Origin of the sequence: Microcystis sp. LEGE 00066, assembly GCF_015207925.1 — a bacterium.
Taxonomy (GTDB): domain Bacteria; phylum Cyanobacteriota; class Cyanobacteriia; order Cyanobacteriales; family Microcystaceae; genus Microcystis; species Microcystis ichthyoblabe_A.
Map to the genome: position 1 here is coordinate 1 of NZ_JADEVX010000026.1, position 26746 is coordinate 26746.

Genomic DNA, 26746 nt, shown 5'->3' on the forward strand with positions numbered 1-26746 from the left:
AACCAAAAGAAGTCAAGCTGTATCCTTAACAAGGGAACAGTCAAACTAGGAGCCGTGTGAGGTGAAAGTCTCACGCACGGTTCTGAATGGGAGGGGAGGTCGGTGACGACCTTCTCGACCCCTAATATTATAATTTCGTCGTCAATCCTATGATTTTGCCAGGTAGTACCGTTCGAGTCACCAATCCCGATGATACCTACTATAAATTTGAAGGTTTAGCCCAGCGTTTAAGCGATGGGAAAGTGGCCGTTCTTTTTGAGGGGGGCAACTGGGATAAGTTAGTCACCTTTAATCTCTCGGAATTAGAAGAACTAATTATTGCCCCAGCTAAAGGCAAAAAATAACCATGCGTCCACCCTTACCGCAATTGGCCACGGATAACCGCCATCCCGATCATATCGCCGAAGTTATCGAGACGACGACCACCGAGTTTTTAGCGCAATGTTTGGAACCGGAGGAGTTAAACTTTCCTTTTATGCCTGCTTTTGGTAGTTGGGTAAAAGCCTACGATGAAGAAACGGGTAATAAGATTTTTGGGATTGTCACCTTTGCCACCACTGCCCCGATCGATTCGGTACATCGTGCTAGAGCTTTGGGGCTATCTTTGGCTGAATTGCGGGAACAACAGCCGCAGATTTTCGCTATGTTAAAAACGGAATTTCGGGCAACTATTGTCGGTTTTGAAACCCTATCAGGACAATTTAATGGCAATGGTTCCGGTCGAGGTTATATCTATCAATATATTCCTCCCCGCCCTCCACAAATTCATCAGGCAGTTTATCAATGTGAGTCGTTAGAAGTGGTTTATTTTAGTGAACAATTAGACTTTTTAAGAATTTTATTACAGGTCAAAAATACTCCCGTGGAAGCTTTGGCAGCCGCTTCTATCCGTCAGATGTATCAATTGCGTCAAGCCGATCGACAATGGTTAGTGAATGTGGGCAGACAGTTAAGTGTTTTACTTAAAGATGATTATGATCGCTTGCGTTATATTCTCAGTCAAATTCATATTAGTCCTTAGATGATTCGGCGTTGCTGATTTTAATTATGAATTGTCTTCTGAGCAATTCTTCAAACTCCAAACCAAGTTAACTTGTGGATACTTTGTACAATTAGCATTCATATCTGGATTGCTGCAAAACTGATACCTGATAAATGGACAACTCTTATTCTCAATTAACCGAAGACTTGCTGAAATTGGTGCAACATTTGCCCCACTTAAAAGATGGCAAATGGATTCAAAGATCTCTGGAAGCAATAGTCAGAATTGCCGAGGAGGAAATCGATCGCCTCGATTGGAAAATTCTAACCTATGCGATCGAAGATTTAGAAAAGGGATTTCAGGTATTTTACCCCTACCGTCACATTCGTAAACTGACCATTTTTGGCTCGGCACGCATCAAACCCGATAGCAGTGAATACCGTCTCGCAGTAGAGTTCGCACGCTGTATCAGTCAATACGGTTTTATGGTGTTAACCGGTGCTGGCGGCGGTATCATGCAGGCAGGGAATGAAGGCGCCGGACGGGAAAATTCCTTCGGATTAAATATTCAGCTACCCTTTGAACAGGGGGCTAATCCCTATATCATAAATGATGCCAAATTAATCGATTTTAAATATTTCTTTACCAGAAAACTATTTTTTCTGCGGGAAAGTGACGCAGTAGCTTTATTCCCCGGCGGTTTCGGCACCCAAGATGAAGCCTTCGAGACGCTTACCCTCTGTCAAACCGGTAAATACGGACCTGCACCCCTAGTATTAATTGATGAGCCTGATGGGGATTACTGGCAAACTTGGCAAGAACAAATTAGTGAAAATCTGCAAAAAAGAGGACTGATATCCGCCGAAGATCGGAATTTTTATACTATTACCAACGATCTAGAACACGCTTGTCAAACAATTCGCCACTTCTATCGGGTGTATCACTCCAGCCGTTTTGTGGGAGAATCCTTTGTTATTCGTCTTAATCACGAACTAAGCGGGGAACAGATCGAACAAATTAACCAAAACTTCGGCGATATCCTAGTCAAAGGGAAAATCGAACCCAGTCAAATTCTAGAACGAGAGAATCGGGATTCCAGCCACCATTTACCTCGTCTAGTTTTTTACTTCAACGGCAAGAGTTACGGACGCTTGTATCAATTAATTGATCACATCAACGATTTAAGTCCTGTAGTTGCCCTTGAAGAGCATCCCGAGAGAAAATAAATACTAGGCCAGAGTTTCTGGACAGTATCCTAAACCCTTAGTAAATTGTTGCCGAAAAGCCTCTATATCTTGCTGATCCGGGGTACCATGGGAGACGATCGCCACTTGGTAACGACGCATGACATCAATGGGGGATTGTCCCGTTTCCAAACTCCAAAAAACCATCTGGAGACGCATTTCTGGTTGATAGGGAATCCCTAACTCATTCATGTAGGCCCGAAAATCCCCGTGTTGGCAAGGAGTAAGCATTTGATTAAACTTGACCTTGACCACCCAACCGTTAATCTGATGAATAACCGTCATGACGGAGGAGGGTAGATGAGTCATCGATCGCAGGTATTCGGTGACTCGTAGCGTTAAACTAGCGTTAGCAAGAAAATAGAGATAGTCCATATTGGCCGCTGGGATGTTGGCTAACAGTCACGATTAGTGTTATATCTCTAGTCTGACGATAAACCGTTCCAGATACCAAGGGGAGAAATCCCCGATTTAGTGAAGTTCGCCTGGGTAGAATTACCCAACTTTTGCGAAGATCTTTATGATGATAACGACGATGATCCCTGACCAATCACTCTCTAGCTACGATTATCACCTTCCTCCGGAGTTAATTGCCCAAAATCCTGCAGAACCCCGAGACAGTTCCCGTCTTTTGGTGGTAGATTCTCCCAATAGTCATCATTTAGCTATTTTTCGGGATTTACCTACTTGGTTAGAGCCGGGGGATTTGTTGGTTCTCAACGATACCCGCGTGATTCCGGCCCGTTTATTTGGTCGTAAAACCACCGGCGCACCCATAGAAATATTACTATTGGAAGAACAAGATAACTATCGTTGGTTATCTCTAGTGAAACCGGGAAAACGCTTTAAAGTCGGTTCAGAAGTCCTTTTTTATCCGAAAACAGGGCGAACGGAAAACAAAGAAAAATTATGGTTAGCGAAAGTAATCGATCGAGATCTGAACACCAGTGGTCGTCTGCTGGAATTTCAACGTCATCCCGGACGCAGTTTTTGGGATATGTTGGAGGAGTACGGTCATATTCCTTTCCCCCCCTACGTCACCGAATCAGAGGCAGAAGAAGACCGTTATCAAACAGTTTACGGTTATAAACAGGGTTCTGTAGCCGCTCCCACGGCCGGACTACATTTTACTCCCGAATTATTCCATAAGCTCGCCCAGAAGGGTATAGATACCACCTATATCACCCTTCATGTGGGAGTGGGAACCTTTCGCCCCGTGGAAGTGGAAAATATTACAGAACACCTAATGCACCGGGAATTTTTAGAGATTTCCGCCGAAACTGCCGAAAAAATTGCCCAAACAAAGGCTAGAGGTGGCCGGGTTATCGCCGTAGGAACTACGGTAGCTCGCGCCTTGGAAGGGGCAATTAAAGAAACTAAGAGCGATAAAGTAACCGCTTTTCAGGGAAAAACGAATTTATTTGTCTATCCGGGTTATCAATGGCGAGTTATCGACGGCATGATCACTAATTTTCACCTACCCAAGTCCAGTTTGATGATGTTAGTCAGTGCCTTAGTCGGACGGGAAAGACTATTGGCATTGTATCAAGCAGCTATCCAAGAGCGTTTCCGTTTCTATTCCTTCGGTGACGCTATGTTAATCCTACCAAGCGCTTGCAGCAGTAATCGGTAAGTAGGGTTTGCGGCAAAAAGCTTTTCCTGGTGGCAGGGTGTGGGGTGTGGGGTGTGGGGTTTTACCGATTTTGAGGTAGTCAGTTACCTAATTTTCAGGGAAAAAGTCCCAGAATTTTCCCCCCGATCCCCGCAATGGCTGGCACTTTTTGAGGGAAAAAAAGTCTAAAAGTTTTGTCCAACAAGGTTTTTAGATTTATTCAGCAAACCCTAAGTAGTTGGACAAAATTACATCCACACCCCAGAAAGAAGGAGGGCTAGAACTGCGGAAAGGGAAACAGGAAAGGGGAAAAATATGTATAAGCAGCCCGCGCATCTAAATTGGTCTAGGTCGATTATCGAACCACCTCTAGCCTGTTGTCTATCCTAACCAAGAAATGAAAAGAAAAGACATTAAAATCGGTCGCCGCTATTCTAGCAAACCCCTGCAAATATTTTTAATTATTGCCTTCATCGTCGCCGCTCCCTTTGCTATTTTTTATCTGATTGCCTTGGCCTATCTCTGGCAAGGCGATCGACTTTTGGCCGCGGGGGAGAAGGAATCGGCTCTGTCTGCTTACCGAACAGTTTTATCTTTTGACGAAAATTCAGTCCAAGCCCATATAAAAATCGCTCAGGTCTTGCAAAGTAAAAAACGCTATTCTGAAGCCTTACAAGCCTATGATCGTGGCTTTATCGTTAATCATAAACCACCGATGGAACCCTCCCAAAGTAATTATTTAGTGGCTTTGGGGGATATCTTCGCGCAGGAGGAAAAATGGTCAGAGGCGATCGATGCTTACCAAAAAGCAATGATCATTAAACCAACTTTTAAAGCGCAATTTCAGCTAGGAAAAGCCCTTTATAGTTTACAACGTTGGGATGAGGCGGCGAAAGCTCTGCAAGCAGCGGTTTTTCTCGATCCTAGTCAGGGAAAAGCCTATTTTTATCTGGGAAAGGCCTACAGTGAACAGCAACTCTGGCCAGAGGCCAGTTATGCCTATCAGCAAGCTCTAGAATTGATACCTAGTCAGGGTGAAATCTACAAAAAATTAGGAGAAACCCTAGCAAAACAGGGAAAATGGCAGGAAGCAGAGCAAATATATCGACAGGCTTTAATTTACGCTCCTAAAGATGGGGATATTTATAATTATTTAGGTAAAGCTTTAGCGGAACAGGGAAAACTAGGGGAAGCGATGGCAGTTTTTCAACAGGCGCGGCAAATTAGCCCTAAAAATGCTAAGATTTACCAAAATCTCTGTTATATCTATATCAACAACGGTCAGATCGATGAGGGTCTAAATTGGTGTCGGCAGGCCGTAGAAATTGATCCCAATTTATCAGAAGCTAGATTTATTTTACAGGAAATCCAACGGGGGCGATTAATTCACGACAATCCCGAATTATTAAAAATGCCAGAGATAATTCCCAGTGTTAAGAGTGATCCTCTGGTGAATTTAAAACGCTCAATTGTTAAAATTGTCATTCGCGGCAAAAATAAAAATGGTATCGGCACTGGTTGGTTATTAAAACGAAATCAAGACACAGCTTGGATCTTGACTAACCGCCATGTGGTGACGAATTCCCGTCAAGAAATCGATGCAGGATCCCGCATTTTTGTGGAGTATTATAGCCAACCACCCCAAGGAAAAATCCGCAAGCGTTCAAAAGCTAAAATTCTCCACATTACCCCCCCTAACGACTGGCTCGATTTAGCAGTATTAGAGGTAAAAAATCCCCCCCCAGATTTAAAACCTTTAGCTTTAGCACCCCTACCAATTGCCCCTAATCAACCAGTAATCTCGATCGGTAATCCTTTTAATCAAAAAGATTGGACTGTCAGCAAAGGCACGGTTAATGATAATAACGAAAAATCCTTAAGTTTGTCCATGTTTGTCGTTTCTGGACAGTCGGGAAGTCCCGTTTTAAACGATAAAAATCAAGTGGTGGGAGTGATTTCTCAAGCGAGTTTATTTTGTCCCAATCCCTCCACTCCTAAACCCCTAGAAAATGCCGTTAAATTAGGCTGCGGTTTAGCAATTCCCATTGACATAGTGCGAGAAAGGTTAAGGGAGTGGCAAGTTATTGTCAAGTAAAAATATGACAAATTTAATGATTAAGTAGGGATCATCTTATATTTAATTTCACCTCGCTTGCCCTGAACTAACTACATCCTTGCCAACTTGTTCGGCTAAAACTTCCCCAGTAAACTCGGCAATGGCAGCATCATAGTTTTTCACTTGATCGCACCATTGGAATTGAGAAGATAACTCATATAGCCTTTTTTCAGATCCTCCGGCTTTTCCCACTGATTTCTTGGCAAGCTTGCTGATTGAGTGATCGCCACCCAAAAGGCAATAACTAAGAAAAATTTGATAATCTTTTTCTGATTCATTAGACAGCTTTGGGGGTAGATTTATGGCTGTCATTGGGGAAAATAGATTTTATTTCAATTAAATAATAGCCTAAAATACAGGGAGCGACCACATTTTTTCTAACCGTTATCAGTCTGATATTTAGAGTGATATAAGCTATCGGTTCCGATCTATACAATCTGTCAGTATTTGCATTTCGTAGGGAGTGATTGCGTGTTTTGGATCATTTTCTGGAATATCCGCCTCAGATGCACAATTTTTTACAAGCTTTGTCGCTGGATCATCCGCTTGTTGATATTCATCCCATTCTGAAGATGAGGGGGAATATGTTTCCTTTTGAGTTTCTGAAGATGAGGGGGAATATGTTTCCTTTTGAGTCGGAAAATAACTATCGTGGCTCTTCCGGTTTCTGTGTGGAAACGAAGCCTATACTGATAGTTTCTTCGGCAAAATAGTCCTAAAAGTCTTTCTCCGTCAACATTTCACGATTCCATAAGCAAAAATTATCACACAAAGTCGAGAAGAGCCATATCGTTTATCCAAGCTAATGCGAACCCACCCAAAATAGTAAAAAAAATTATCCTCTTTATTGTTAGCGACATAACTCTATCCTGTTTTTTACAATAGCGTTACTATCCTACTTTAGTCAAGATAAGGGTTTAAAGGTATAGTGGTTAAATAAGAAAATAACCAATCTCCCCATTTTTCCCTCTCTCCAAGAAAAATTAATAAGAGTTAGACATAAGCGGGAATAGAATACATCCAATCTTATCATTATTTTTGACAAGAAAAACATAAAGAGTAACGAAGATCCTTATTAACCGCGAAAACGAGGGATGGTTTTGACCTGTCCTGGTGCTGCCTGATAACTGTTTACTGGTCACTGATAACTGATAACTGGTCACTGATAACTGCTATGCTACTCTAGGCAGAAAACCATTCGATCGAGAACACCGTGGCTAACCAAGAAGCAACTTCCCCCGCTATTCGTACCCCCTTATACAACTTAATTGCCCAACAAACCAGCAAATTTACCCCTTTTGCGGGTTGGGAGATGCCGATACAGTTTAGCGGCCTAAAAATCGAACATAATGCTGTCCGCAACGGTGTCGGGATGTTTGACATTTCCCACATGGGCAAATTTATCCTAACTGGAGATAATCTGGTTCAATCTCTCCAAACCCTAGTTCCCTCTAATTTAGCCCGTTTAAAGGCAGGAAAAGCACAATATAGCGTTTTACTTAACCCAGAGGGTGGTATAATCGATGATATTATCTTTTACTACCAAAGCGAAAGCCAGGGCGTATTAATTGTTAATGCCTCAACCACCGATAAAGATCGAGAATGGATTTTAGGCAATTTAGAGGGTTCGGGGGTCAAATTAAAGGATTTATCGCGAGAAAGGGTCTTAATTGCCCTGCAAGGACCCAAAGCAGCCACAATTTTACAGCCCTTGATTGGGGAAAAATTAAGCGATTTTGGCCTATTTAATCACTGGGAAAGCCAGCTTTTCGGGGAAAAAGTTTTTATCGCTAGGACCGGTTACACGGGAGAAGATGGGTTTGAAATTATGGCCCCCCCTGAAATCGGGCAGCAACTTTGGACAGAATTCTTAAATTTAGGGGTGACTCCCTGCGGTTTAGGGGCCCGGGATACCCTGCGTTTAGAGGCAGCTTTAGCCCTTTATGGACAGGATATCGACGATAGCACGAGTCCCCTAGAGGCTGGCTTAAATTGGTTGGTTCATCTGCCAGAAAAAGGCGATTTTATCGGTCGCAATGTCCTTGAAGACCAAAAACTTAATGGTGTCAATCGGCTCTTGGTAGGATTGCAGATGTCCGGCAAACATATCGCCCGTCACGATTATCCGGTAGTATTCGCTGGGGAAGTGGTGGGTAAAGTCACCAGTGGCACTTTATCACCAACTTTAAACACAGCGATCGCTTTAGCCTATCTTCCCACACCTTTCGCCTCGATCGGACAAGCGATCGAAGTGGAAATTCGCGGCAGTACCTACCCCGCTACCGTCGTTAAAAAACCCTTTTATAAAAGTAAAAAGTAACGTAACTACCGAGGTCTTGACAAATTAGGAAAAAACCAGAACTTCCCCCTTGAGAACTTGAGTAAAAACTTGTTTGTTCCTTGTTTCTTCTTAAGTCCGTCTGTTGAGGAGGCTGAGAACTATTCTGAGTATTTAATCCCAGTCTCCTCTCCAGCTCGGCTATCTTTTACCGCAGAGCTTGATTTTCCTTCTCTAATGCATAAATGAGATGCTCCCGAATTGACTCTTCAAAGCCTTGCCGTCGCCAAGACTCCTACGAATGATCAGCACTGATGATCACACAAAGTCGAGAAGAGCAGCTTATCTTCTTGCTTAACATCCTAAACTTCCAGAAGAGCCGCTTATCTTCTCCCTTAACATCCCAAACTTCGATTGTCACTGCCGAAACTTACCCATATACTTGTGAACAAGTTACAACTATAGAGTAAATGCTAAAGTTTTCCCTTTAACATTTCTCTGGAAAATACTTTGAATAATTGAATACCTTGGCTTATATACCGTGATTTTATCAAGGTTATTTTGAGTGCCAATAAGATAGTTGTAATTGCTAAATGACAATAAATCATAAGCTTTCGGGAAATACCGAAAAAAGACCTGGCTGGGTTCCCCCGCTCCTAGGATAACCAGATAGTTATCAAACACAATTATTGTCCTCAAAACAAGGAAAAAAATGCCGAAAACTCAAAGCGATAAAATCGCCCATCCTATAGCCGTTGTCGGAATGGGTTGCCATTACCCTGGTGCCAAACAATTAAGCGAACTTTGGGAGAACATTTTAGCGCGTCGTTGTCAATTTCGCCAGTTTCCCGATCAACGTTTACCACTCTCGGAATATTATGATCCCGATCCCGCCACTCCCGATAAAACCTACGGAACACGCGGGGCCTTCATTGATGGCTTTCAATTCGACTGGATTAATCGTCGAGTTCCCAAAAAAACGGTCGATGGAACCGACATCGTGCATTGGTTAGCCTTAGAAGTGGCCAACAAAGCGATCGAAGATGCTGGGTATCGTCGAGATACCGTTCCCACCCAGAAAACTGGAGTCATTCTCGGCAATTCCTTAACTGGAGAACATACTCGCTCGAATGTGATGCGGTTACGTTGGCCCTACGTACGAAGAGCCTTGCGGGCTGCTGCCGAAGTCAAAGGACTGTCTGGAACAATTGTGGAAGAACTTCTCGAAACAATGGAGAAATTCTATAAATCCGTTTTCCCACCCATTACCGAAGATACCCTAGCTGGGGGACTGTCCAACACCATAGCCGGACGAATCTGTAACTTTTTTAATTTTGACGGTGGTGGTTATACCGTCGATGGCGCTTGTTCCTCCTCCCTAATCGCCGTTGTCACTGCCGCCAACGCTTTAAGTAATGGCGATTTAGACATGGCCTTAGCCGGTGGCATTGATATCAGTCTCGATACCTTTGAATTAATTGGTTTCGCCAAAACCGGCGCACTGACGGCTCAGGATATGAAAGTGTATGATCGCCGAGCCAGTGGTTTTGTTCCAGGAGAAGGATGTGGTTTTGTTGTCCTCAAACGCTTAGCGGACGCACAGGCCGATGGCGACTACATTTATGCCCTGTTGGACGGCTGGGCGTTGTCCTCCGACGGCAAAGGAGGCATTACCGCACCCTCCAAGGTGGGACAGTCCAAAGCCCTATTAAGAGCTTACGAAAAAGCCGGTTATAGTCCCCAGTCTCTTCATTTTATTGAAGGACATGGAACCGGAACCCCCGTAGGCGATCGGGCTGAAATTGAAGGGGTAGCCCTAGCCATGAACGCCTCGAAACCTGCCCCCCCTCGTTCCTGTGGCATGACTTCTTTTAAATCCCTAGTTGGTCATACGAAAGCGGCGGCCGGGATCGGGGGTTTCATTAAAGCGGTCATGGCGGTTAATCAGCGGATCGTTCCCCCTACCGTTAACTGTCAAGAACCGAATCCCGTTTTCGAGGAGAGCGCCCAATGTTTATATCCAGTGCAACTAGGGGAAGTCTACCCAGAAACGGAGATTTTACGGGCGGGAGTGTCGGCGATGGGTTTTGGGGGCATTAACTCCCATGTGACCCTTTCTTCTGGTGAGGCACCCTCCCCCCGGTTAAAACCCAGTTTAGACCAGCGTTCGCTTTTAGTCTCCAACCAAGATAGCGAAATCTTTGTCTTCGGGGCTAATTCTCTTGCCCAACTGCTGGAATATCTGCAAATTTTCTCAGAACAAGCCAAAGGGATGAGTTTAGCAGATATGGTGGATTTAGCAGCGCAGAATGCTCAAACATTGTCCCCTCAGACTTCAATTCGTGCCGCTATTGTGGCAGAAAAACCCAGGGAATTACTGGAGCAATTGGAGCATTTAATCAACATTCTCCACTCTCAACCACCAGCCGCGGGAGAAACATATATATCCCAGCGAAAAGACATCTGGCTCGCCCATCAAGTGCAGCGTTCTCGAGTAGCTTTTCTCTTTCCAGGACAAGGTTCACAAAAGCTGAACATGGCCCGGACTTTGGTGGAGCGATATTCTTGGGCAAGAGAGTTAGTGCAACAGGCAGATTTATGGCTGATTGAATCTGGTTTTGAACCGATTAGTCCATTAATTTACCGTCCTCTTGACCGCGCTGTTAACCAACAACAAGTAGAACAATGGTTTAACGCTCTCACCGATGTTGCACCGCAAGCAATCTGCTTGACTTCACTACTGTGGAAGCATTACCTGAAACGACTTGGACTGGAACCAGTGGCACTAGGGGGTCATAGTTTGGGCGAATTGACTGCTTTTGAAGCGGCTGGTGCTTATGATGAAAAAACCCTCCTTTGCTTTGCCGCAATGCGGGGAAAAGCAATGACAGTTAAGGGCGATTCTATCGGGACAATGGCGAGTTTAGCTTGCTCGGATGCCACCGCGCAAAAGCTCTTACAGGGGATTTCTGGGTATGTAACAGTTGCTAATATCAATAGTCGTCAACAGACAGTTATTTCTGGAGAAAAAAACAGTGTTGCTGCTGTTTGTGACCTGGCATTAGCCCGAGAAATTCAAGTCCGCCAACTTTCGGTAGCAAATGCTTTTCACTCCCAAATGGTGGCAACAGCAGCTGAATATTTGCGAAAAGAAGCTCCCATTCCTGAGATTTTCGAGCAAGTTTCTCTGCCTCTATTTACCAGTGTCAACGGCCAGATAGTTAATTCAGGACTCAACTTAAAAGAACACTTTGCTCATCAGATTGTTTCCCAGGTAAATTTTATTTCTCTTGTCGAAAATCTGAAGAATAAATGTGACTTGATAGTTGAAGTTGGAACGGGAAAAGTGCTTTCTGGTTTAGTAGGAGCAATAGTTCCTTCTCCCCTCTGTTTTCCCCTAGAGTCAAAACCGGGTATCGCTCGCGATTTGAATACTTTTTTAGCCGCTTACTTTGTGCAAGGAGGTGAAGTCAACTGGCAAGCGTTGTATGAACAACGACTGGTTCGTCCTTTTGTCCCGGCTGCTGAGCGTCTGTTTGTTGATAATCCCTGCGAACGATCTTTTCCAGTATCTCTTGAAGAAATTGAGTCGAGTTCTGCCTTTTCTTGGGGAGAAATACAACAGTCATCACCAAATACGGCTCTCGCTCATTCCTCGAATTTTTCCCAACCAGAAAGTCTTTTTGCAGATGATGAACTAACAACAGTCTTAGCAAATTACCTGCTGGAACGTGGTTCTTTTCTCTCTGAGTTAATCAGTGCCGATATCCAAAGCTTACCCTTTGTAAACACTCACAATGCCTAGAGGACATTATGACTTATTCTTCTGACTCCAAACAAGCAGTTGGCAATCAAGAGATTGTCAAACTTCTCTCCCATTACTTCTCTAACCGAAGCCAGTTTTTGTCCCAAGTTATCAAAGCAGATATTCAGTCTTATGTTTTGCTTAAAAGTCCAGCAACTAATGTGATTCCCTTTCAGAACAGTGATCAGGTAAATAGACCCGTTAATAGCAATAGTCATAGCACTGTTAATAGTAATGGTCATAGCACTGTTAATAGTAATGGTCATAGCACTGTTAATAGTAATGGTCATAGCACTGTTAATAGTAATGGTCATAGCACTGTTAATAGTAATGGTCATAGCAATGGCAATAGCAAGCGAATCCCAGAAACAACAGTAATCCAAACCAATTTAACTGTTGAAAAACGTTTAATTGAGTTAGTTGCAGAAAAAACCAGCTATCCAGTAGCCAGCATCAATCTTGATGCCAAACTACTAGATGATTTGAATTTAGATTCCATCAAAGCTGGCGAGTTAGTAGCGACAGCCGCCAAAACCTTTGGTGTGAGTGGAAAAATTGATCCTTCTGCTTTAGCTAATGCTACTTTGCAAGAAGTAAAACAGGCTATTGATGCCGTTGTTTCTGTGGAAATGCTAACGGAAGTTCCTGAGCAAATAGAGGTTGCGCCTCTGGTTTTGCCGCCTTCAGATTCCCTTGATATTACCCAAAAATTACTGGAATTAGTCGAAGAAAAGACTGGGTTTCCTAAAGATACCCTCAGCCTCGATTTGCGTCTTCTTGATGATTTAAACCTTGACTCTATTAAAGCAGCCGAGCTAGTTGCTACAGCAGTCAAACAAGTAGGAGCAACGGGAAAACTAGATCCCTCAGCCTTAGCGAATGGAACTTTAGCGGATGTCATTGCGGCGCTGGAGAAGGTATCAAACCAACCCTCTGTCAAAACTGCCGCTTCAGAGAAAACACCAGTGCTGCAAGGGAGCCAAAATAATCCTCCCCCGGAAAGCAACTGGGTTCGTAACTACGCCATTGAGTATGTGCCTCAACCTCTGACTCCTCCGACAATTGCTACTGATTGGTCACAAGCTCAAGTCTTAATTGTCTCTGATGCTGCCACATCGATTGCTAAAATTCTTACCAAGCAATTAGAGCAATTGGGCGCTCAAGTCCAACAGAAGACCTACGCCGAAATCGCAGCCGCAGAACCCGCCAGTATCGGTTCATTTTCCCACTATCTAGGGATTTTACCCGATATTTCTCCCTCCTCATCGGAATTACCCCTCGCTGCTATGGTAACTCGCCTCAGCAGTGTTGCTACCATTAGCCACACCAATCCCTCGGCAACTTTAGCTTATGTTCAATTTGGTGGGGGGCGTTTTGGCACCAGCGAGGGAGAATACCATCCCGCAGTCGCTTCAGCCGCGGCCTTTGCCCGCAGTGTTCATCTAGAGCGCCAAGAAGCACGAGTCCGGGTAATCGACCTAGCGGCAGCAATTGAACCAACCCAGGCCGGTAAATTAGTAATTCAGGAACTAGCTGGAGATGAGGGGATTACAACCGTTGGCTATGATGCGAGACAAGTAAGGCTAATCCCCCAAGCTCAGTTACAGCAGCCTATTGATTATACGCCCCGTTCCCTCACCTGGTCAGCCTCAGACGTAATTCTGGTGACAGGTGGAGCTAAGGGAATTACCGCCGAATGCGCTCTCGCTTTAGGAAAAGAAACGGGAGTGAAAATGGCTTTGGTGGGGCGAGCAGCAGTGCCAGCAGCCGGAGATAGCAACAGCGAAATTGCCCAAACTCTCAAGCGCTTAGCAGCCCAAGGACTCACCGGTGCTTACTATCGCTGCAATATTGCCGACCCTACCGAGGTTCAGCAGTTAGTTGACCAAGTGACCCAGGAATTAGGACCCATCACGGGAGTAATTCACGGAGCCGGACTCAATCAACCCCGTCGCGTCGAACAAGTTAGACCCCAAGATGCTCAAGCAGAGGTCTCGCCCAAACTTTTGGGAGCTTACAACCTATTACAGGCATTAGCCTCTAACCCACCCAAGCTCTTTATCGCTTTTAGTTCGATTATCGGCGTTACCGGAATGCCTGGTAATGCTTGGTATGCCTTTGCCAATGAATCCCTGTCGTTGCTGTTACAACAGTACCAACGGCAACACCCCCAAACCCAGGTGCTGGCGCTTGCTTATAGCGTTTGGGATGAAATCGGCATGGGAGCGCGTCTTGGCAGTGTCAAGCATCTAGAGCGCATGGGGATCAAGGCGATTTCTCCCCGTGAAGGAGTAAGCCGCTTTCTCCAGCTTTTCCAAACCGCACCAAGCACCTCACAGGTAGTAATCACTGCTCGCTTGGGTGGCTTAGATACCTGGTTACCAACCCCTTTACCCTCTCCCGCCGGACTGCGCTTTATCGAAAATGTCCAATACGTGGAACCACAGGTAGCCTTGACCGTGCGGACTCATCTGAGTTTAGGGAAGGATATCTATGTCAAAGACCACCTTTGGCGCGGTTCCTATTTGTTCCCCACCGTGTTTGGGTTATGTGCCATGGCCCAAGCTGTAGCTTACCTGACAGGGACCTCAAACCCGCCAATTGTTCGCCTAGAAGATATTTCTCTACGACGACCAATAGTCGTTAATTCCGAGACTGGGGTTGAGATTCAAATTGAAGCGGAAATTGCCGAAGCTACCAGCAATGGGGAACGTCGAGTTAAAGTCGGCATTTATACCGAGCAAACGGGCTTTTCTCTCGCTCATTTTTCTGCCAATCTCATTCTCGGAGAGTTGACTTCCGCTTCTCAGGAAAAACCCGAATTAGGCGAACCTCTTCCAATCGCTCCCAAAACTGATCTCTACGGGGATTTACTCTTCCAGGGAGAACGTTTTCAACGCCTAGGTGAAATTTACACCCTTAGTGAAAAACAGAGTGTCTTCCGTTCCCACGCTCAACTTTCTGGAGAAGATTTATCCAATCAAAGCTTTAGCAAAGGATTGAATCACTCCTTAATCCTCGGCGATCCCTATTTTCGCGATGTCTTGCTCCAATCGGTACAGTTGACCATTCCCCAAGATATCTGCTTGCCTGTGGAAATTGCCAAGATTGAGCGATTTAAACCGGCCAGCAGCGATCAAGGTCGCCGCCTTGTCACCGTTAACCTATTGGCGCGGGAAGATCGGGAGTATATTAGTGAAGTGATTGCTACCGATGAGCAGGGGAACTTAATTGAACGCTTGAGCGGTTATCGCCTACGGATTCTCGAAGAACACCAGGAAAATCCTACTGCTGCTGAGTTAGGCAATCCCGAAACCCGTGATCGCCAACACTTGCGACAAGTGTTACAGACAACTTGTCAGGGATTCGAGATTCCACCGCCTACCGTTGCGCTTGGTTATGCGCCTAACCTGCAAGGGAAATCCTTAGAACAGCGCCGCCAACAGGAAAAACCCATTGTAGAACGCGCGCTGAAAACTAAGCTAGGACTCAAACCCGAGCAAAAACTTGTTTTCGAGCTTGAGTCTCTCCCCTCTGGTAAGCCTCAACTGAGCGGGACACAAGTTTCTGGGTTAAATGTTTCTTTATCTCACTGCGATCGCTATTGTCTCTGCACTGTGGCTGAAACTCCCCAAGGTTGTGATATCGAAGCAATTACCCCTCGCAGCACCGAGGACTGGGTCGCCCTCTTAAGCGATCGCCGCAGTCAACTGATGGAGCAATTAGTGCGCCAAGGAGACAATCAAGAGCGGGCCGGTATGAGGATTTGGTCAGCCACAGAAGCAGTTCGCAAAGCTTTTAATGGTAGTGATCCGCAGTTTTCTCTAGTGGCGAAACAAGGGGATGGGGTCTTGTTATCCACCTCAACCCCGGAGGGTGAGTCTCAAGTGCTGACTGTCCCTGTCAAGTTAACCCGTCCACCGGAACGGATGGTGGCGATTGTGGTTTCCCACACCCCAGTGTCTGTACCCACAGAAGCTAATTTCCAGTCTCCTCAAGCAACGGAAGCGGCGATTATCCCAGCGACGCCTGGGAAAATTGACAGCCATAGCTCTCGCTACACCCATGATGGCCCGCAAGGACAATTAGTCTATGAGCAACGCTATCAAGTCAGTTTCAAAGATAGTGGTAGCATTAGCCGTCATGTTTACTTTGCCCAATATTTTCGCTGGATTGGCAAAATTCGGGAATTGCCGATGGAAAGTATTGCCCAGCAAATGTTAGCCGACTTCTTAACCGGAGATTGGGGCATGGTTACCAATTCCGTTAGCCTGCGAGTTGTGGGAGAAGCCACCTCCTATGATGTGATTCAAGCGCGAGCCTGGGTGGGCAATATTGTCGGCTCTTCCTTTGAGACTTACATCGAGTTTTGTAAGGTACTGCCCGATAATTCCCTAGAACGTCTGGCGATTGCCGAAGTTAAAGCCACTTGGGTGCGGTTAGTCAGCTATGGAGTTCCCGCTCCCATGCCTTTCCCGCCCTATCTCCAAGACTATTTGGCTCGCTTTGCCGCTGACAAACCCGCCAGCCTTGATTTAAAACACCCAGAAACCCTGCCTCTGGCTCCCCTACCTGCGAGCCTTGCTTCCCTCAAGCCTGGCGCGGTCATTGATGACATTCCACAACAAGAAAGCCGCTATGGACGGTTATTACGGTCTGAGGTCTTCCAAACCACTCTGGAAGAATCGAATTTGGTCGGTAATGTTTACTACGGCAATTATTTCATCTGGCAAGGACGCATTCTCGACCTGTTCCTTTACTCAGTTGCTCCTGAATATTTGCGGATTTCTAATCCTTGCGGGGAAATGGTCTGTCTCTATACCCGCATGGACTATCTACGGGAAGCGATGCCTTTTGACCGCATTCGCACCCTTCTCTATGTGCGTTCAGTATCCGAGTGTGGCGCATCTTTCAACTTTGAGTTCTTCCGGGAACAGCCTGATGGCACTTTGGAAAAACTCCATGTCGGTCAACAAGATGTGGCTTGGGTGGAGCGGCGAAAAGATGGAACGGCTGTAGCCGCACCCTGGCCCGAGGCGGTGAAGCAATCTTTAGTCGCAAGGGCGACCACCAAGGAAGCCGCTCTGTTAATGGTCTAGAAAAACCTGCTCTCTAGGATGGGGGGGAAACCCATCCTCAGACCAACCTACTGACTAGATTCTGCTTTCTCACTTTTCTCTATCTACCCAGGAAAATTTGTCATGTACAAGCCGAATAAATCATTGAGAAATCAACTCCGACTGATCCACATTTTGGCATCACTTCTCTTAGGTATTTTTATCTATTCCCCCTGGCGCAATCATCCAGGAATGCTGATAGCCGTCGGGATTGTTGTCTTTCCCCTCCTAAGCTTCACTGGACTTTGGATGTGGCAAGGGCGACGCATCGAAAAATGGTTAATGGAGAGCCGAACCATACTTTCCTCAGAGGATTCTCCCTCTTAATTGAACTAACTTAACGTAATTCTGGTTCTTCGGTGTGTGTTATGTAATAGACGGGGATTATACGCGATGAAAACCTTTGTGGTTGATCTAGAACGAACTAATCAATTAAGTCTCTTGTCAGATCAGGATTTAGTCGATTTATGCCCCCCGATCAAACCGGACCTAGTAACGAAGAACCGTGATTCTCATCCCTTTACAGGAGAAATTGATCAATGAACACGACTCAAGCTTTGCACTACGATGTTGTAATTATGGGAGCTGGTTTTGCTGGCTTATGTCAAGCGCGACACCTGATGCTCAACATCCCTAATATTCGGGTGGCGCTGATCGATCCTCGTCCCGAAAATCGACCCGATACAGATCTCAAAATTGGCGAATCTACAGTTGAAATAGCCGCCCTACTCATCTGTAAAGAGTTGGGACTGCATGATTACATGATTGAAAATCATCCTCCCAAAGCAGGACTGAACTTCCACTGGCCAAAAAACCCAGCTGAAACTGATTCAATTGATGATTATTATCACGTCTGGATCAATCGTCAACCCCCGATTCCGACTTTTCAGATCAACCGAGCAAAGTTTGAACGGGACTTGCTCAAAATGAATAAGGAAATGGGAGCAATCTTCTACAACGGAAGAGTTGTCGATGTAGATTTAACCGAAGGAGATCAACTCAAAACCGTCACAGTCAAATTAGAGGATACAACCATAGAAATAACAGCCAAGCACATTGTTGATGCGGCTGGTCGCCGATTTATTATCGGCAAAAAAACCGACAATCTCATTTTTGGTTCAGACCAACTTTTAGGAGTTAATAATGGCTCCGCTTGGGTAAGGATTAAAGATGTAGATCGGACCATTTTCCATAGTGGTTATCATCCAGCAGGAACCACTGTCAGTCATTACTACGCTACCAACCATTACTTTGGTCCTGGTCATTGGCTATGGATGATTCCCATTGATCGAGATAGTAAAGAACTTTCTCTCGGAGTCATTCACCACCACGATGTCATTCCCGCAGCCACCATAAACACCCAAGAAAAGTTTACTGCTTTTTTGAAAGCCAACCATACGGTTCTCTATAAATTATTGCAAAATAGCGAGTTGGTTGACTTTCATTATTTGCCCCGAGTTGCCCACAAAAGTAAAGTGATGTTTTCGCCTGATAACTGGTATGTGGTGGGAGATTCAGCCTGTATTTTTGATGCTTTTTATTCCCTGGGAACGACGATGATTGCCATCGCCGTTGAAAGCATTACCGAAATTATCCGCGCCAAATTGACCAACGAGGCCAATGCTGAAGAAAAACGGGCTGTTTACAATGACTTCAATCTGGCTTTTACTGATAGCGTCAACACTTTCATGCAGGAACATCAAAAACAGTTAGGTCATGCCAGTATCATGAGTTGGCGGATTTACTTTGAGTATATGTGGTGGTTTGGCGTTTTAGTTCCCATGTACATCGGTAAATGGCATTTAGATCCAGCTTTTCTCAAACAGTTTACTGGTCCTTTCCGCACTTTTCTCAATGGCTTATTCGTGGATGTGTATCAAGACTGTAACCAATTAGTAGAGCGCGGAGTTAATATGGGCTTGATGGATGCGATTCGAGCCGATCAACTAATCGGCAGTTACTATACCTTTAAACACTTTGAAGACTTCCTAGAAAATAGCAAGCTTGAACCCCAACGCTGTAACATTTTCACCAGCATGAAGAATACCTTTTTCTATGTGGCAATTTGGTATGCAATGTTCCAGTGGAAAGGTTTTGGCTGGCGCGGCCTGTTGAAACCCCGCAATTTAGCTCATTTTAGCTATCTGTTAGCCCAAAGTGGATTATCAGCCCTGGGAGAAATGCGGCATAACTTCTTGACTCGTAGTCTGCCAGATAATAGCGAAATCGAGGAAATGCGCCAAGAATTCAAAGAATATCGCTATCAAGGCAAATTACAGCCCTGGAGTGCTGAACTTTCTTAAAACTTGGTTCAAAGCCCATAGTTTTTCCTTCTCTTAAATTCAAACAATTTACCAAAACTAACCTCGATTAATTCAGGAGTAAATCAATGCAAATGACTCAAGATAAAGAGTATGATGTAATCATTATGGGTGCTGGTTTTGCTGGCCTATGTCAAGCGCGACACCTGATGCTCAAGATTCCCAATATCAAAGTTGCTCTAGTGGATCCTCGTCCCGAACAACGCACAGATAAGGACTTAAAAATTGGCGAGTCCACCATTGAAATTGCCGCTCTTTTTCTCGCTAAAGAATTGGGACTACATGATTACCTAATTGAAAATCATGCTCCCAAACAAGGGCTTAACTTTCACTGGCCCAAAAATCCAGCAAAAACTGAAACAATCGACGACTACTATCATGCTGGCTCGAACCGACAAGTTCCCATTCCCTCTTTTCAAATCAACCGCTCCAAGTTTGAACAAGACTTGCTAAAAATGGATAAAGCGATGGGAATCAACTTCTATAATGGGCAAGTTGTTGATGTTGATTTAACTCCTGGCGATGCCATTAAAACAGTTAAAATCAAGGTAGGCGATGAAAGAATGGAACTGCAAGCCAAACACGTTATCGATGCAGCAGGACGCAAATTCATCATCGGGCGCAAGACTGACAACCTCCTATTTAGTCCAGAAAACTTAATGGGATTAAACACGGGCTCTGCCTGGGTGCGAGTCAAAAATGTAGATCGTACCATCTTTCACAGTGGCTACGATCCTCTTAATGCCTCAACCAGCCATTATTACTCGACTAATCACTATTTTGGCGAAGGACATTGGCTGTGGATGATTCCGATTGACACCCAAACAATGGAATTATCTATTGGCGTGATTCATCACCATGATGTGATTAATTCTACTCAGGTAAACAGCCGGGAAAAATTCCATGATTTCCTGCGAAATAACCATCAAATTCTTGCCAATATTATTGACAGTGGAGAAGCAGTAGATTTCCACTATTGGCCGAGGATTTCTCACACAAGCAAAACCCTATTTTCTCCCGATAATTGGTATGTCCTTGGCGACGCTGCTTACATCTTCGATGCTTTCTATTCCTACGGAACCACCACGATTGCTTTAGCCATTGAAGGGATAACGGAGATTGTGCGGGCCAAACTCGCAGGTGAAGCTGATGCGGAACAAAAACGGGCTGCTTACAATGAGTTTAACTTAGCCTACTCCCGTAGTGTCAACTGTCTCTATCGGGGACACGCCAAACAGTTAGGACAAGCCAGTGTGATGAGTTGGCGCATTTACTTTGAGTATATGTGGTGGTTTGGGGTACAAGTTCCCATGTATGTAGGTAAATGGCATTTGGACCTCACCTATATTCCCATCTTTCTCAAAACTCTAAACAGCAATATTGATGGACTGTTTGCTGATTTAAATGAACAATTTACCGAACTAGCAGACAAGGATGTCAATATTGGCTTGATGGATTGTTACCGGGGCGATCAACTTTTCAAGGGTTATCACACTCTCAAACACTTTGATGACTTCCTGGAAAATACCAAGTTTGAACCGCGGCGGTGTAATGTTTTTGCTGGTTTAAAAGCTACCTGTTTTTATGCCGCCCTCTGGTATGCACTCTTTCAATGGAAAGGATTTGGTATTCAAGGTTGTCTCAATCCCCGCCATATTTACCATTTCTTGCGCCTATTAGGGTTATCAGGACAAGCAACTATCGGCGAGTTAATTTATAAGTTTAAAACCAAAGGACTGCCCGCCAACAGCGAAATTGAAGCGATGCGTCAAGAGTTTAAAACTTATCAATATCAACCAAAACTCCAGCCTTGGCTGGCAGAAGCTACCAATTCTTAAGGATTTTGACTTGCATCAAATTCAACGCTCTTCTCTCAATCATCTGTGAGTGTCAATTACCTCATCAACTATCAAGGAGTTAACCATGAATTATACCATTACTCAATCCCGAGAATACGATGTTGTCATTATGGGAGCAGGCTTTGCTGGACTGTGCCAAGCACGACATCTCATGCTCAACATCCCTAATATTCGGGTGGCACTAATCGATCCCCGTCCCGTTGAACGTACAGACAAAGATTTAAAAATCGGTGAGTCTTTAATCGAAGTTGCCGCTTTATTTCTCTGCAAAGAGTTGGGACTACATGATTATTTAATCGAAAACCACCCCCCCAAATCTGGTCTCAATTTCCACTGGCCAAAAGATCCAGCAAAAACAGAAACCCTTGATGATTATTATCATGTCTGGGCAAACCGTCAAACTCCAGTGGGGTCTTTTCACCTACAACGGGCTAAATTTGAGCAAGATTTACTGGTGATGAATTGTCAGATGGGAGCCGATTTTTACGAGGGACGGGTCAAAGATGTCGCTCTTACTTCAGGGGATGAGCTAAAAACAGTTTATGCCAAAGTTGGCGAGGAAAATATTACCCTTCAAGCCAAGCACGTCATCGATGCCGCAGGCAAGAATTTTATTATTGGACGCAAAACTGATAATGTGCTTTCTGGTCCAGAGAATCTCCTGGGACTCAATAATGGTTCAGCGTGGCTGCGGGTGAAAAATATCGACCGCACGATTTTCCACAGTGGCTATCATCCCGAAGGCGCATCTACGAGCCATTATTATGCCACCAATCACTATTTTGGCCAGGGTCACTGGTTGTGGATGATTCCGATTGATAAGCACTCGATGGAACTATCTATTGGCATTATTCACCATCACGATGTTATTCCCGCCCAGAGCATAAATAACCTGGAGAAGTTTTCCAATTTTCTCAAGAGCAATCATACTATTCTCTCTCGATTGATTGAAAGTGGGGAAGTAGTTGATTTTCATTACTGGCCGAAAATTGCCCACAAAAGCAAAGTTCTTTTTTCTCCTGATAACTGGTACGTTATTGGGGATGCTGCCCATATTTTTGATGCTTTTTATTCCTATGGAACGACCATGATCGCTTTTGAGGTAGAAAGTGTTACAGAAATTATCCGTGCTAAATTGGCTGAGGAAGCAGCAGCAGAACAAAAACGATCCGCTTACAATGATTTCAACCTAGCTTATGCTCGTACTGTCAACTGTCTCTACCGAGATCATGCCTATCAACTCGGTCATGCTAGTGTTATGAGTTGGCGGATTTATTTCGAGTATATGTGGTGGTTTGGTGTCCATGTTCCCACCTATATTGGTAAATGGCATCTGGACTTAAATTTTATCCCCCGCTACGTGACAATTGCCGATGGCAATGTTAATGGAATTTTCGCTGATTTATGTCGGGAATTTCATCAATTAGTGTCACAGGGTGCTAATATTGGTTTAATGGATGCCTATCGGGCCGATCAATTGCTGGGCGGTTATGGAACCTTAAAACACTTCGACGATTTCTTAGAAAATACCAAGTTCGAGCCTCGGCGCTGTAATGTTTTTGCCAGTATGAAAGCCGCTTACTTCTACATTGCTATTTGGTATGCTCTCTTTCAATGGAAAGCTTTTGGCATCGCTGGTTGGTTAAATCCGAAACATTGGTATTACTTTGGTCGGATGTTGAAGCTATCGATTCAAGCCACAATCGCCGAAGTAATTTATAAGCGCAAAACCCGAGGAATAGCTGATAACAGCCAAATTGAGAAGATGCGTGAGGAATTCAAAAACTATCACTATCAACCGCAGAAGAAATCGCCTTCTGTTGTTCAAAACGTGGTCGGTGAAAGAGTAACAATTGAGTCTTTTCCTGCTTAGTAGGAGCGAATAGCTGTCACTGGTGTCAACTTAAGCAAAGCCAAACTATAATCTGTCATGACGAGACGGCATTTTTGTCAATCCCCCCCTCGCTATGACATTCAAAAAATCATCATTTTTACTTAATTTGAGACTAATGATCGCTGTTCACCCGTAAAATTCCTGCTCTTAGTTGAGGTAATTATCATGGAATTAGCCACCTTTGTCTCATCCCAATTCATCTTAGAGCCTAATGAATTGCGCCGGGGAATTAACCGCATTGGCTTGAATCTTTCCGAATCAGAATTCAATGCACTCGTGCAGGGGAACTCAGTTGACTTGGAAGGTAGAGGACTGAGTGAAATTGGCTCAATATTTATCATGGCAGCCGCTGTTGCTCCACTTAATTTAGGTAAGCCGAGAACGCTGCTTAAGTTTTCTGATTTACCGACTCTTGTTGAGCCAAACATTCCGCCTGAAAATGCTAGTTGTCCTGGAATTCCGATTTACTGTTGGCTCTCTGACTTAGACAAAAAACATTGTGTTTATCTCACCTTAACCGATAGTAAACCAGTTCTCCAGATCGGGTCTTAGCAGAGAATTTTATCAGTTAACTAATGAATCATAGGGAAAAAAGATGAAATTTTGGCTACTCGGCGGAATAGTTATTACTTTGGTGGCACTACTGGTACTTTTAGGACTGGTTTACCAGCAAGTTGCCACAATTAAAGACCTAAGTAAGTATCCACCACCTGGTCAATTGATAGATGTAGGGGGTTATCGCTTGCATCTCCACTGTAAAAGTCAAGGTAGTCCCACTGTGGTGATGGATTATGGACTAGGGGGAATATCTCCCCTCTGGCATTGGGTTCAATCGGAAGTGGCAAAGTTCACCTCTGTCTGTGTTTACGACCGCGCTGGCTACGGCTGGAGTGAACCCAGTCCCCATCCTCGCACCAGCCTGATTATGGTTCAAGAACTACACACTCTACTAACAAAAGGGGGAATAGCCGGGCCTTATTTACTGGTGGGTCATTCCTTGGGAGGGTTGAATATGCGCCTGTTTGCCAGCCGGTATCCTTCAGAAGTAGTGGGAGTGGTTTTAGTGGATGCAGTACCGGCAAATGTCTATAGCCGTCTGGGGAATGAATTTAGGAAAAATATGGCAGCAACGCGGCAAATGTTTCGCAGTTTATCCATCATTTCTCGCCTGGGAATCTTGCGCCTCCTGCTTCAACTCAAAGGCAGTGATGTCGCTCCCGAATTTGTCCAAAAATTGCCCCCGTCTGTACAATCTGTTGTTTTAGCAAAGTTCCTACCCCAAAGCTTTAATACTGCCTTAGCCGAAAGCGCATTAATGAAAAAAGATGCTGCATTGGTCAGTAAAACTTCCTTTCCCTCTCACTTACCCTTAGTCGTAATTTCTCACGGACTGAATATGTTTTCCGGGCAAAATGTAGAAGTGTCTGAGTCTATCTGGCGGCAATTACAGGCAGAAACCTCCGATCTTTCGACTTCGGGAAGCTTACAAATCGCTCACAGCAGTGGTCATAATATTCATATTGATCAACCTGAATTAGTTGTTGATGCAATCAGGAAAATCTTACAACAGACTAACCTCAAGGAGAAGACAAATGAAAAACTCTAAAATTAAAATACTGCCACTTGTTCCAAGCATTATAAGCTTAACAGTTTCCCTATTGCCAGGAGCAATCACTCCCGCCAATGCATCTTCTTTAAACTGTGGTTCAGGGAACAATTGGATTTCTAATTGCTCGAGCCAGATCTATAATTTTTTCAACACAGTTATCGTTAGTGCTAACTTTGGCTTTAGTCCAAATAATTTACCAGATTTTACCGCAATTCTTCAGGGAAACACCCAGATTTTATTAGGAAATCCCGTTGATGCCATTATTGGCGATCCTTTACTGGGTAATGTAGGCAGTGTTGATGGTATTGCCGACGTAGTTCAACTGGAAGTCTTCCACAATATATCTTCAGGTACTACTCCTTTTGTCCCCCTGATTACTGCCTTAGCTGGGGATGGAGTGCCGGATTTAGTGCCGACTCCTCCAGGGTCAACTTTACCCTATGTTTCCCTTTATTCGGCAGGAGCTATCAGCCAAAGAAATGATAATCCCTCATTAGGAGATAGTTTCTTGAAATTCTTTTTAGAAATCCAAGGAACACCGGAAGGGACAATTCGCACCAGAGACCCCGTAACCCTCAATGTCTCCTCACCTTTAACTGGGTTTCCTCCAGAAGGAGCTGGGAGTCAGCTAGAATTTTTCAGTTCTGCCATTACCCCTTTATTTACTCCTGGACCTGATGGAGTGTTTTGGACAGGGGATGAAGTCGAAGTAGCTCGCATTGTTCCTGATGCTAACAATCGGGCAGTGACTCTTTCCCTAACGCCAATTCCTGAGCCTTCTAATACCCTGTCTTGTTTACTATTAGGACTCGGACTCTTCGGGGTTAGTTGTTTACAAAGACTCGGCAAAAACTTTCAGTAACTTGAAATAAAAAGCTTTTAATCGCAAAGGAGAAAATGACATGGCTACTTTTATCGGCACCACTGGCAACGATCTTTTATTCGGCAGCAATGACGATGATATTTTATATGGCAACGGTGGCAACGACTATCTTGATAGTGGACTTGGCAACGACACTTTGGTTACTGGCGATGGCAACGATGCCTTACTTGGGGGCGGCGGTAACGATTTGCTGTTCGGCGGTGGTGGTAATGACTATCTAGGTGGCGGCGATGGCAACGATGATCTACTTGGGGGCGATGGCCGTGATATTCTCCTTGGTGGTAATGGTGATGACGCTCTCAATGGCGGCGATGACAACGACATTCTCAACGGTGATGCTGGCAATGATACTTTAAGTGGAGGTGCTGGCAACGACGGGATTATTGGCGGTTCTGGCGACGATCAGGTAACAGGAGGTGATGGCAACGACGGCATCTGGGGCGGTAGTGGCAATGACGCTCTCTTTGGCGGTTCTGGCAACGATGGCATTATTGGCGATGTTGGCGACGACGTACTCAATGGCGGTGATGGTGACGATGCTCTCTTTGGTGGTTCTGGTAACGACATTCTTTTTGGTGAGGTGGGCAATGATGCTCTCTTTGGTGATAGTGGCAACGATGTATTAATTGGTGGCTTGGGTGGGGACACTCTTGCGGGCGGTACTGGAGCAGATCAATTTGTTTTCAACAGTCCCCAAGATGGCATTGACACTATTACAGATTTCTCGGTTGTTAATGATATTATGATCGTCTCTGCTGCGGGTTTCGCTGACGACCTCATAGCAGATGCTTTGCTGATGCCTGAGCAATTTGTCATTGGTACAGCAGCAGTTGATTCTAATGATAGATTTATCTATAACCGAGCTAACGGCACTTTATTCTTTGATGTCGATGGTGTAGGCGGAATCGCTCAAATTCAGATTGCTAAACTATCATCTGGACTTGATTTGACTAACAATAACATTTTTGTTAGTAATAACTTCGCAGTCTAAGCAGCGGCGTTCAACTTTTTATTTAAAGGCAAAAG

19 protein-coding genes are annotated in these 26746 nt (G+C 44.6%); 16 read left to right on the plus strand and 3 right to left on the minus strand.

Going from position 1 to position 26746, the window contains the following annotated elements:
* Positions 1-149 precede the first annotated feature (149 nt).
* The 3 genes from IQ224_RS05860 to IQ224_RS05870 all read left to right on the plus strand — a co-directional run bounded on the left by IQ224_RS05860 (position 150) and on the right by IQ224_RS05870 (position 2208).
* Positions 150-344, plus strand: a complete 195-nt coding sequence (locus IQ224_RS05860; protein ID WP_002732940.1) for an NAD(P)H dehydrogenase subunit NdhS — start codon at positions 150-152, stop codon at positions 342-344.
* Positions 345-346: 2 nt separating this feature from the next.
* A complete protein-coding gene (locus tag IQ224_RS05865; RefSeq protein WP_002740888.1) occupies positions 347-1021 on the plus strand; it encodes an HAS-barrel domain-containing protein in 675 nt (224 codons plus the stop codon).
* Between the two features lie 134 nt (positions 1022-1155).
* Positions 1156-2208: an LOG family protein gene (locus tag IQ224_RS05870; protein ID WP_002740887.1), complete on the plus strand. Its 1053-nt coding sequence runs from the start codon at positions 1156-1158 to the stop codon at positions 2206-2208.
* Between the two features lie 3 nt (positions 2209-2211).
* Here the strand turns inward: IQ224_RS05870 and IQ224_RS05875 are convergent, their stop codons facing one another.
* The gene (locus IQ224_RS05875; protein ID WP_002733765.1) at positions 2212-2601 is read right to left on the minus strand and encodes a hypothetical protein; all 390 of its coding nucleotides are present in this window, start codon (positions 2599-2601) and stop codon (positions 2212-2214) included.
* Positions 2602-2761: 160 nt separating this feature from the next.
* Here IQ224_RS05875 and queA point away from each other — a divergent pair, with 160 nt between their 5' ends.
* Together queA and IQ224_RS05885 are read left to right on the plus strand one after the other, a co-directional pair.
* Complete coding sequence (queA, locus tag IQ224_RS05880) at positions 2762-3859, plus strand: tRNA preQ1(34) S-adenosylmethionine ribosyltransferase-isomerase QueA (RefSeq protein ID WP_194032695.1); 1098 nt, start codon at positions 2762-2764, stop codon at positions 3857-3859.
* A 376-nt stretch (positions 3860-4235) separates the two neighbouring features.
* A complete protein-coding gene (locus IQ224_RS05885) occupies positions 4236-5933 on the plus strand; it encodes a serine protease (protein WP_194032692.1) in 1698 nt (565 codons plus the stop codon).
* A 48-nt stretch (positions 5934-5981) separates the two neighbouring features.
* On the opposite strand, the gene IQ224_RS05890 is transcribed toward IQ224_RS05885, so the two are convergent.
* The gene (locus tag IQ224_RS05890; RefSeq protein ID WP_002740883.1) at positions 5982-6266 is read right to left on the minus strand and encodes a hypothetical protein; all 285 of its coding nucleotides are present in this window, start codon (positions 6264-6266) and stop codon (positions 5982-5984) included.
* A 901-nt stretch (positions 6267-7167) separates the two neighbouring features.
* Between IQ224_RS05890 and gcvT the strand changes: the two genes are divergently transcribed.
* Positions 7168-8274, plus strand: coding sequence for a glycine cleavage system aminomethyltransferase GcvT (gcvT, locus tag IQ224_RS05895; protein ID WP_002740876.1), 1107 nt, complete (start codon positions 7168-7170; stop codon positions 8272-8274).
* Here the strand turns inward: gcvT and IQ224_RS24895 are convergent.
* Positions 8243-8437, minus strand: coding sequence for a hypothetical protein (locus IQ224_RS24895; protein ID WP_369686110.1), 195 nt, complete (start codon positions 8435-8437; stop codon positions 8243-8245). The genes gcvT and IQ224_RS24895 overlap by 32 nt on opposite strands.
* Positions 8438-8944: 507 nt before the next feature.
* Between IQ224_RS24895 and IQ224_RS05900 the strand changes: the two genes are divergently transcribed.
* From IQ224_RS05900 to IQ224_RS05950, 10 genes are all read left to right on the plus strand, one after another.
* Positions 8945-12037, plus strand: coding sequence for a type I polyketide synthase (locus IQ224_RS05900; protein WP_002740873.1), 3093 nt, complete (start codon positions 8945-8947; stop codon positions 12035-12037).
* Positions 12038-12045: 8 nt separating this feature from the next.
* Positions 12046-17136 (plus strand): SDR family NAD(P)-dependent oxidoreductase, encoded by a 5091-nt coding sequence (locus tag IQ224_RS05905; protein ID WP_084989864.1) that lies wholly within the window; start codon positions 12046-12048, stop codon positions 17134-17136.
* Positions 17137-17238: 102 nt separating this feature from the next.
* Positions 17239-17481: a hypothetical protein gene (locus IQ224_RS05910; RefSeq protein WP_002740859.1), complete on the plus strand. Its 243-nt coding sequence runs from the start codon at positions 17239-17241 to the stop codon at positions 17479-17481.
* Between the two features lie 212 nt (positions 17482-17693).
* Complete coding sequence (locus IQ224_RS05920; protein WP_194032693.1) at positions 17694-19457, plus strand: NAD(P)/FAD-dependent oxidoreductase; 1764 nt, start codon at positions 17694-17696, stop codon at positions 19455-19457.
* Between the two features lie 86 nt (positions 19458-19543).
* Complete coding sequence (locus IQ224_RS05925) at positions 19544-21313, plus strand: NAD(P)/FAD-dependent oxidoreductase (protein ID WP_002740853.1); 1770 nt, start codon at positions 19544-19546, stop codon at positions 21311-21313.
* Positions 21314-21398: 85 nt separating this feature from the next.
* Positions 21399-23207 carry an NAD(P)/FAD-dependent oxidoreductase gene (locus IQ224_RS05930; RefSeq protein WP_002740851.1) on the plus strand — a complete coding sequence of 603 codons (1809 nt, stop codon included), beginning with the start codon at positions 21399-21401 and terminating at the stop codon, positions 23205-23207.
* Between the two features lie 186 nt (positions 23208-23393).
* Positions 23394-23780: a hypothetical protein gene (locus IQ224_RS05935; protein ID WP_002740849.1), complete on the plus strand. Its 387-nt coding sequence runs from the start codon at positions 23394-23396 to the stop codon at positions 23778-23780.
* Between the two features lie 43 nt (positions 23781-23823).
* The gene (locus tag IQ224_RS05940; RefSeq protein WP_002740847.1) at positions 23824-24834 is read left to right on the plus strand and encodes an alpha/beta fold hydrolase; all 1011 of its coding nucleotides are present in this window, start codon (positions 23824-23826) and stop codon (positions 24832-24834) included.
* Complete coding sequence (locus IQ224_RS05945; RefSeq protein WP_002740845.1) at positions 24821-25699, plus strand: hypothetical protein; 879 nt, start codon at positions 24821-24823, stop codon at positions 25697-25699. The genes IQ224_RS05940 and IQ224_RS05945 overlap by 14 nt, the downstream gene beginning before the upstream one ends.
* Before the next feature lie 40 nt (positions 25700-25739).
* Positions 25740-26711, plus strand: a complete 972-nt coding sequence (locus tag IQ224_RS05950) for a calcium-binding protein (RefSeq protein WP_002734838.1) — start codon at positions 25740-25742, stop codon at positions 26709-26711.
* The last annotated feature ends 35 nt before the right edge of the window (positions 26712-26746 follow it).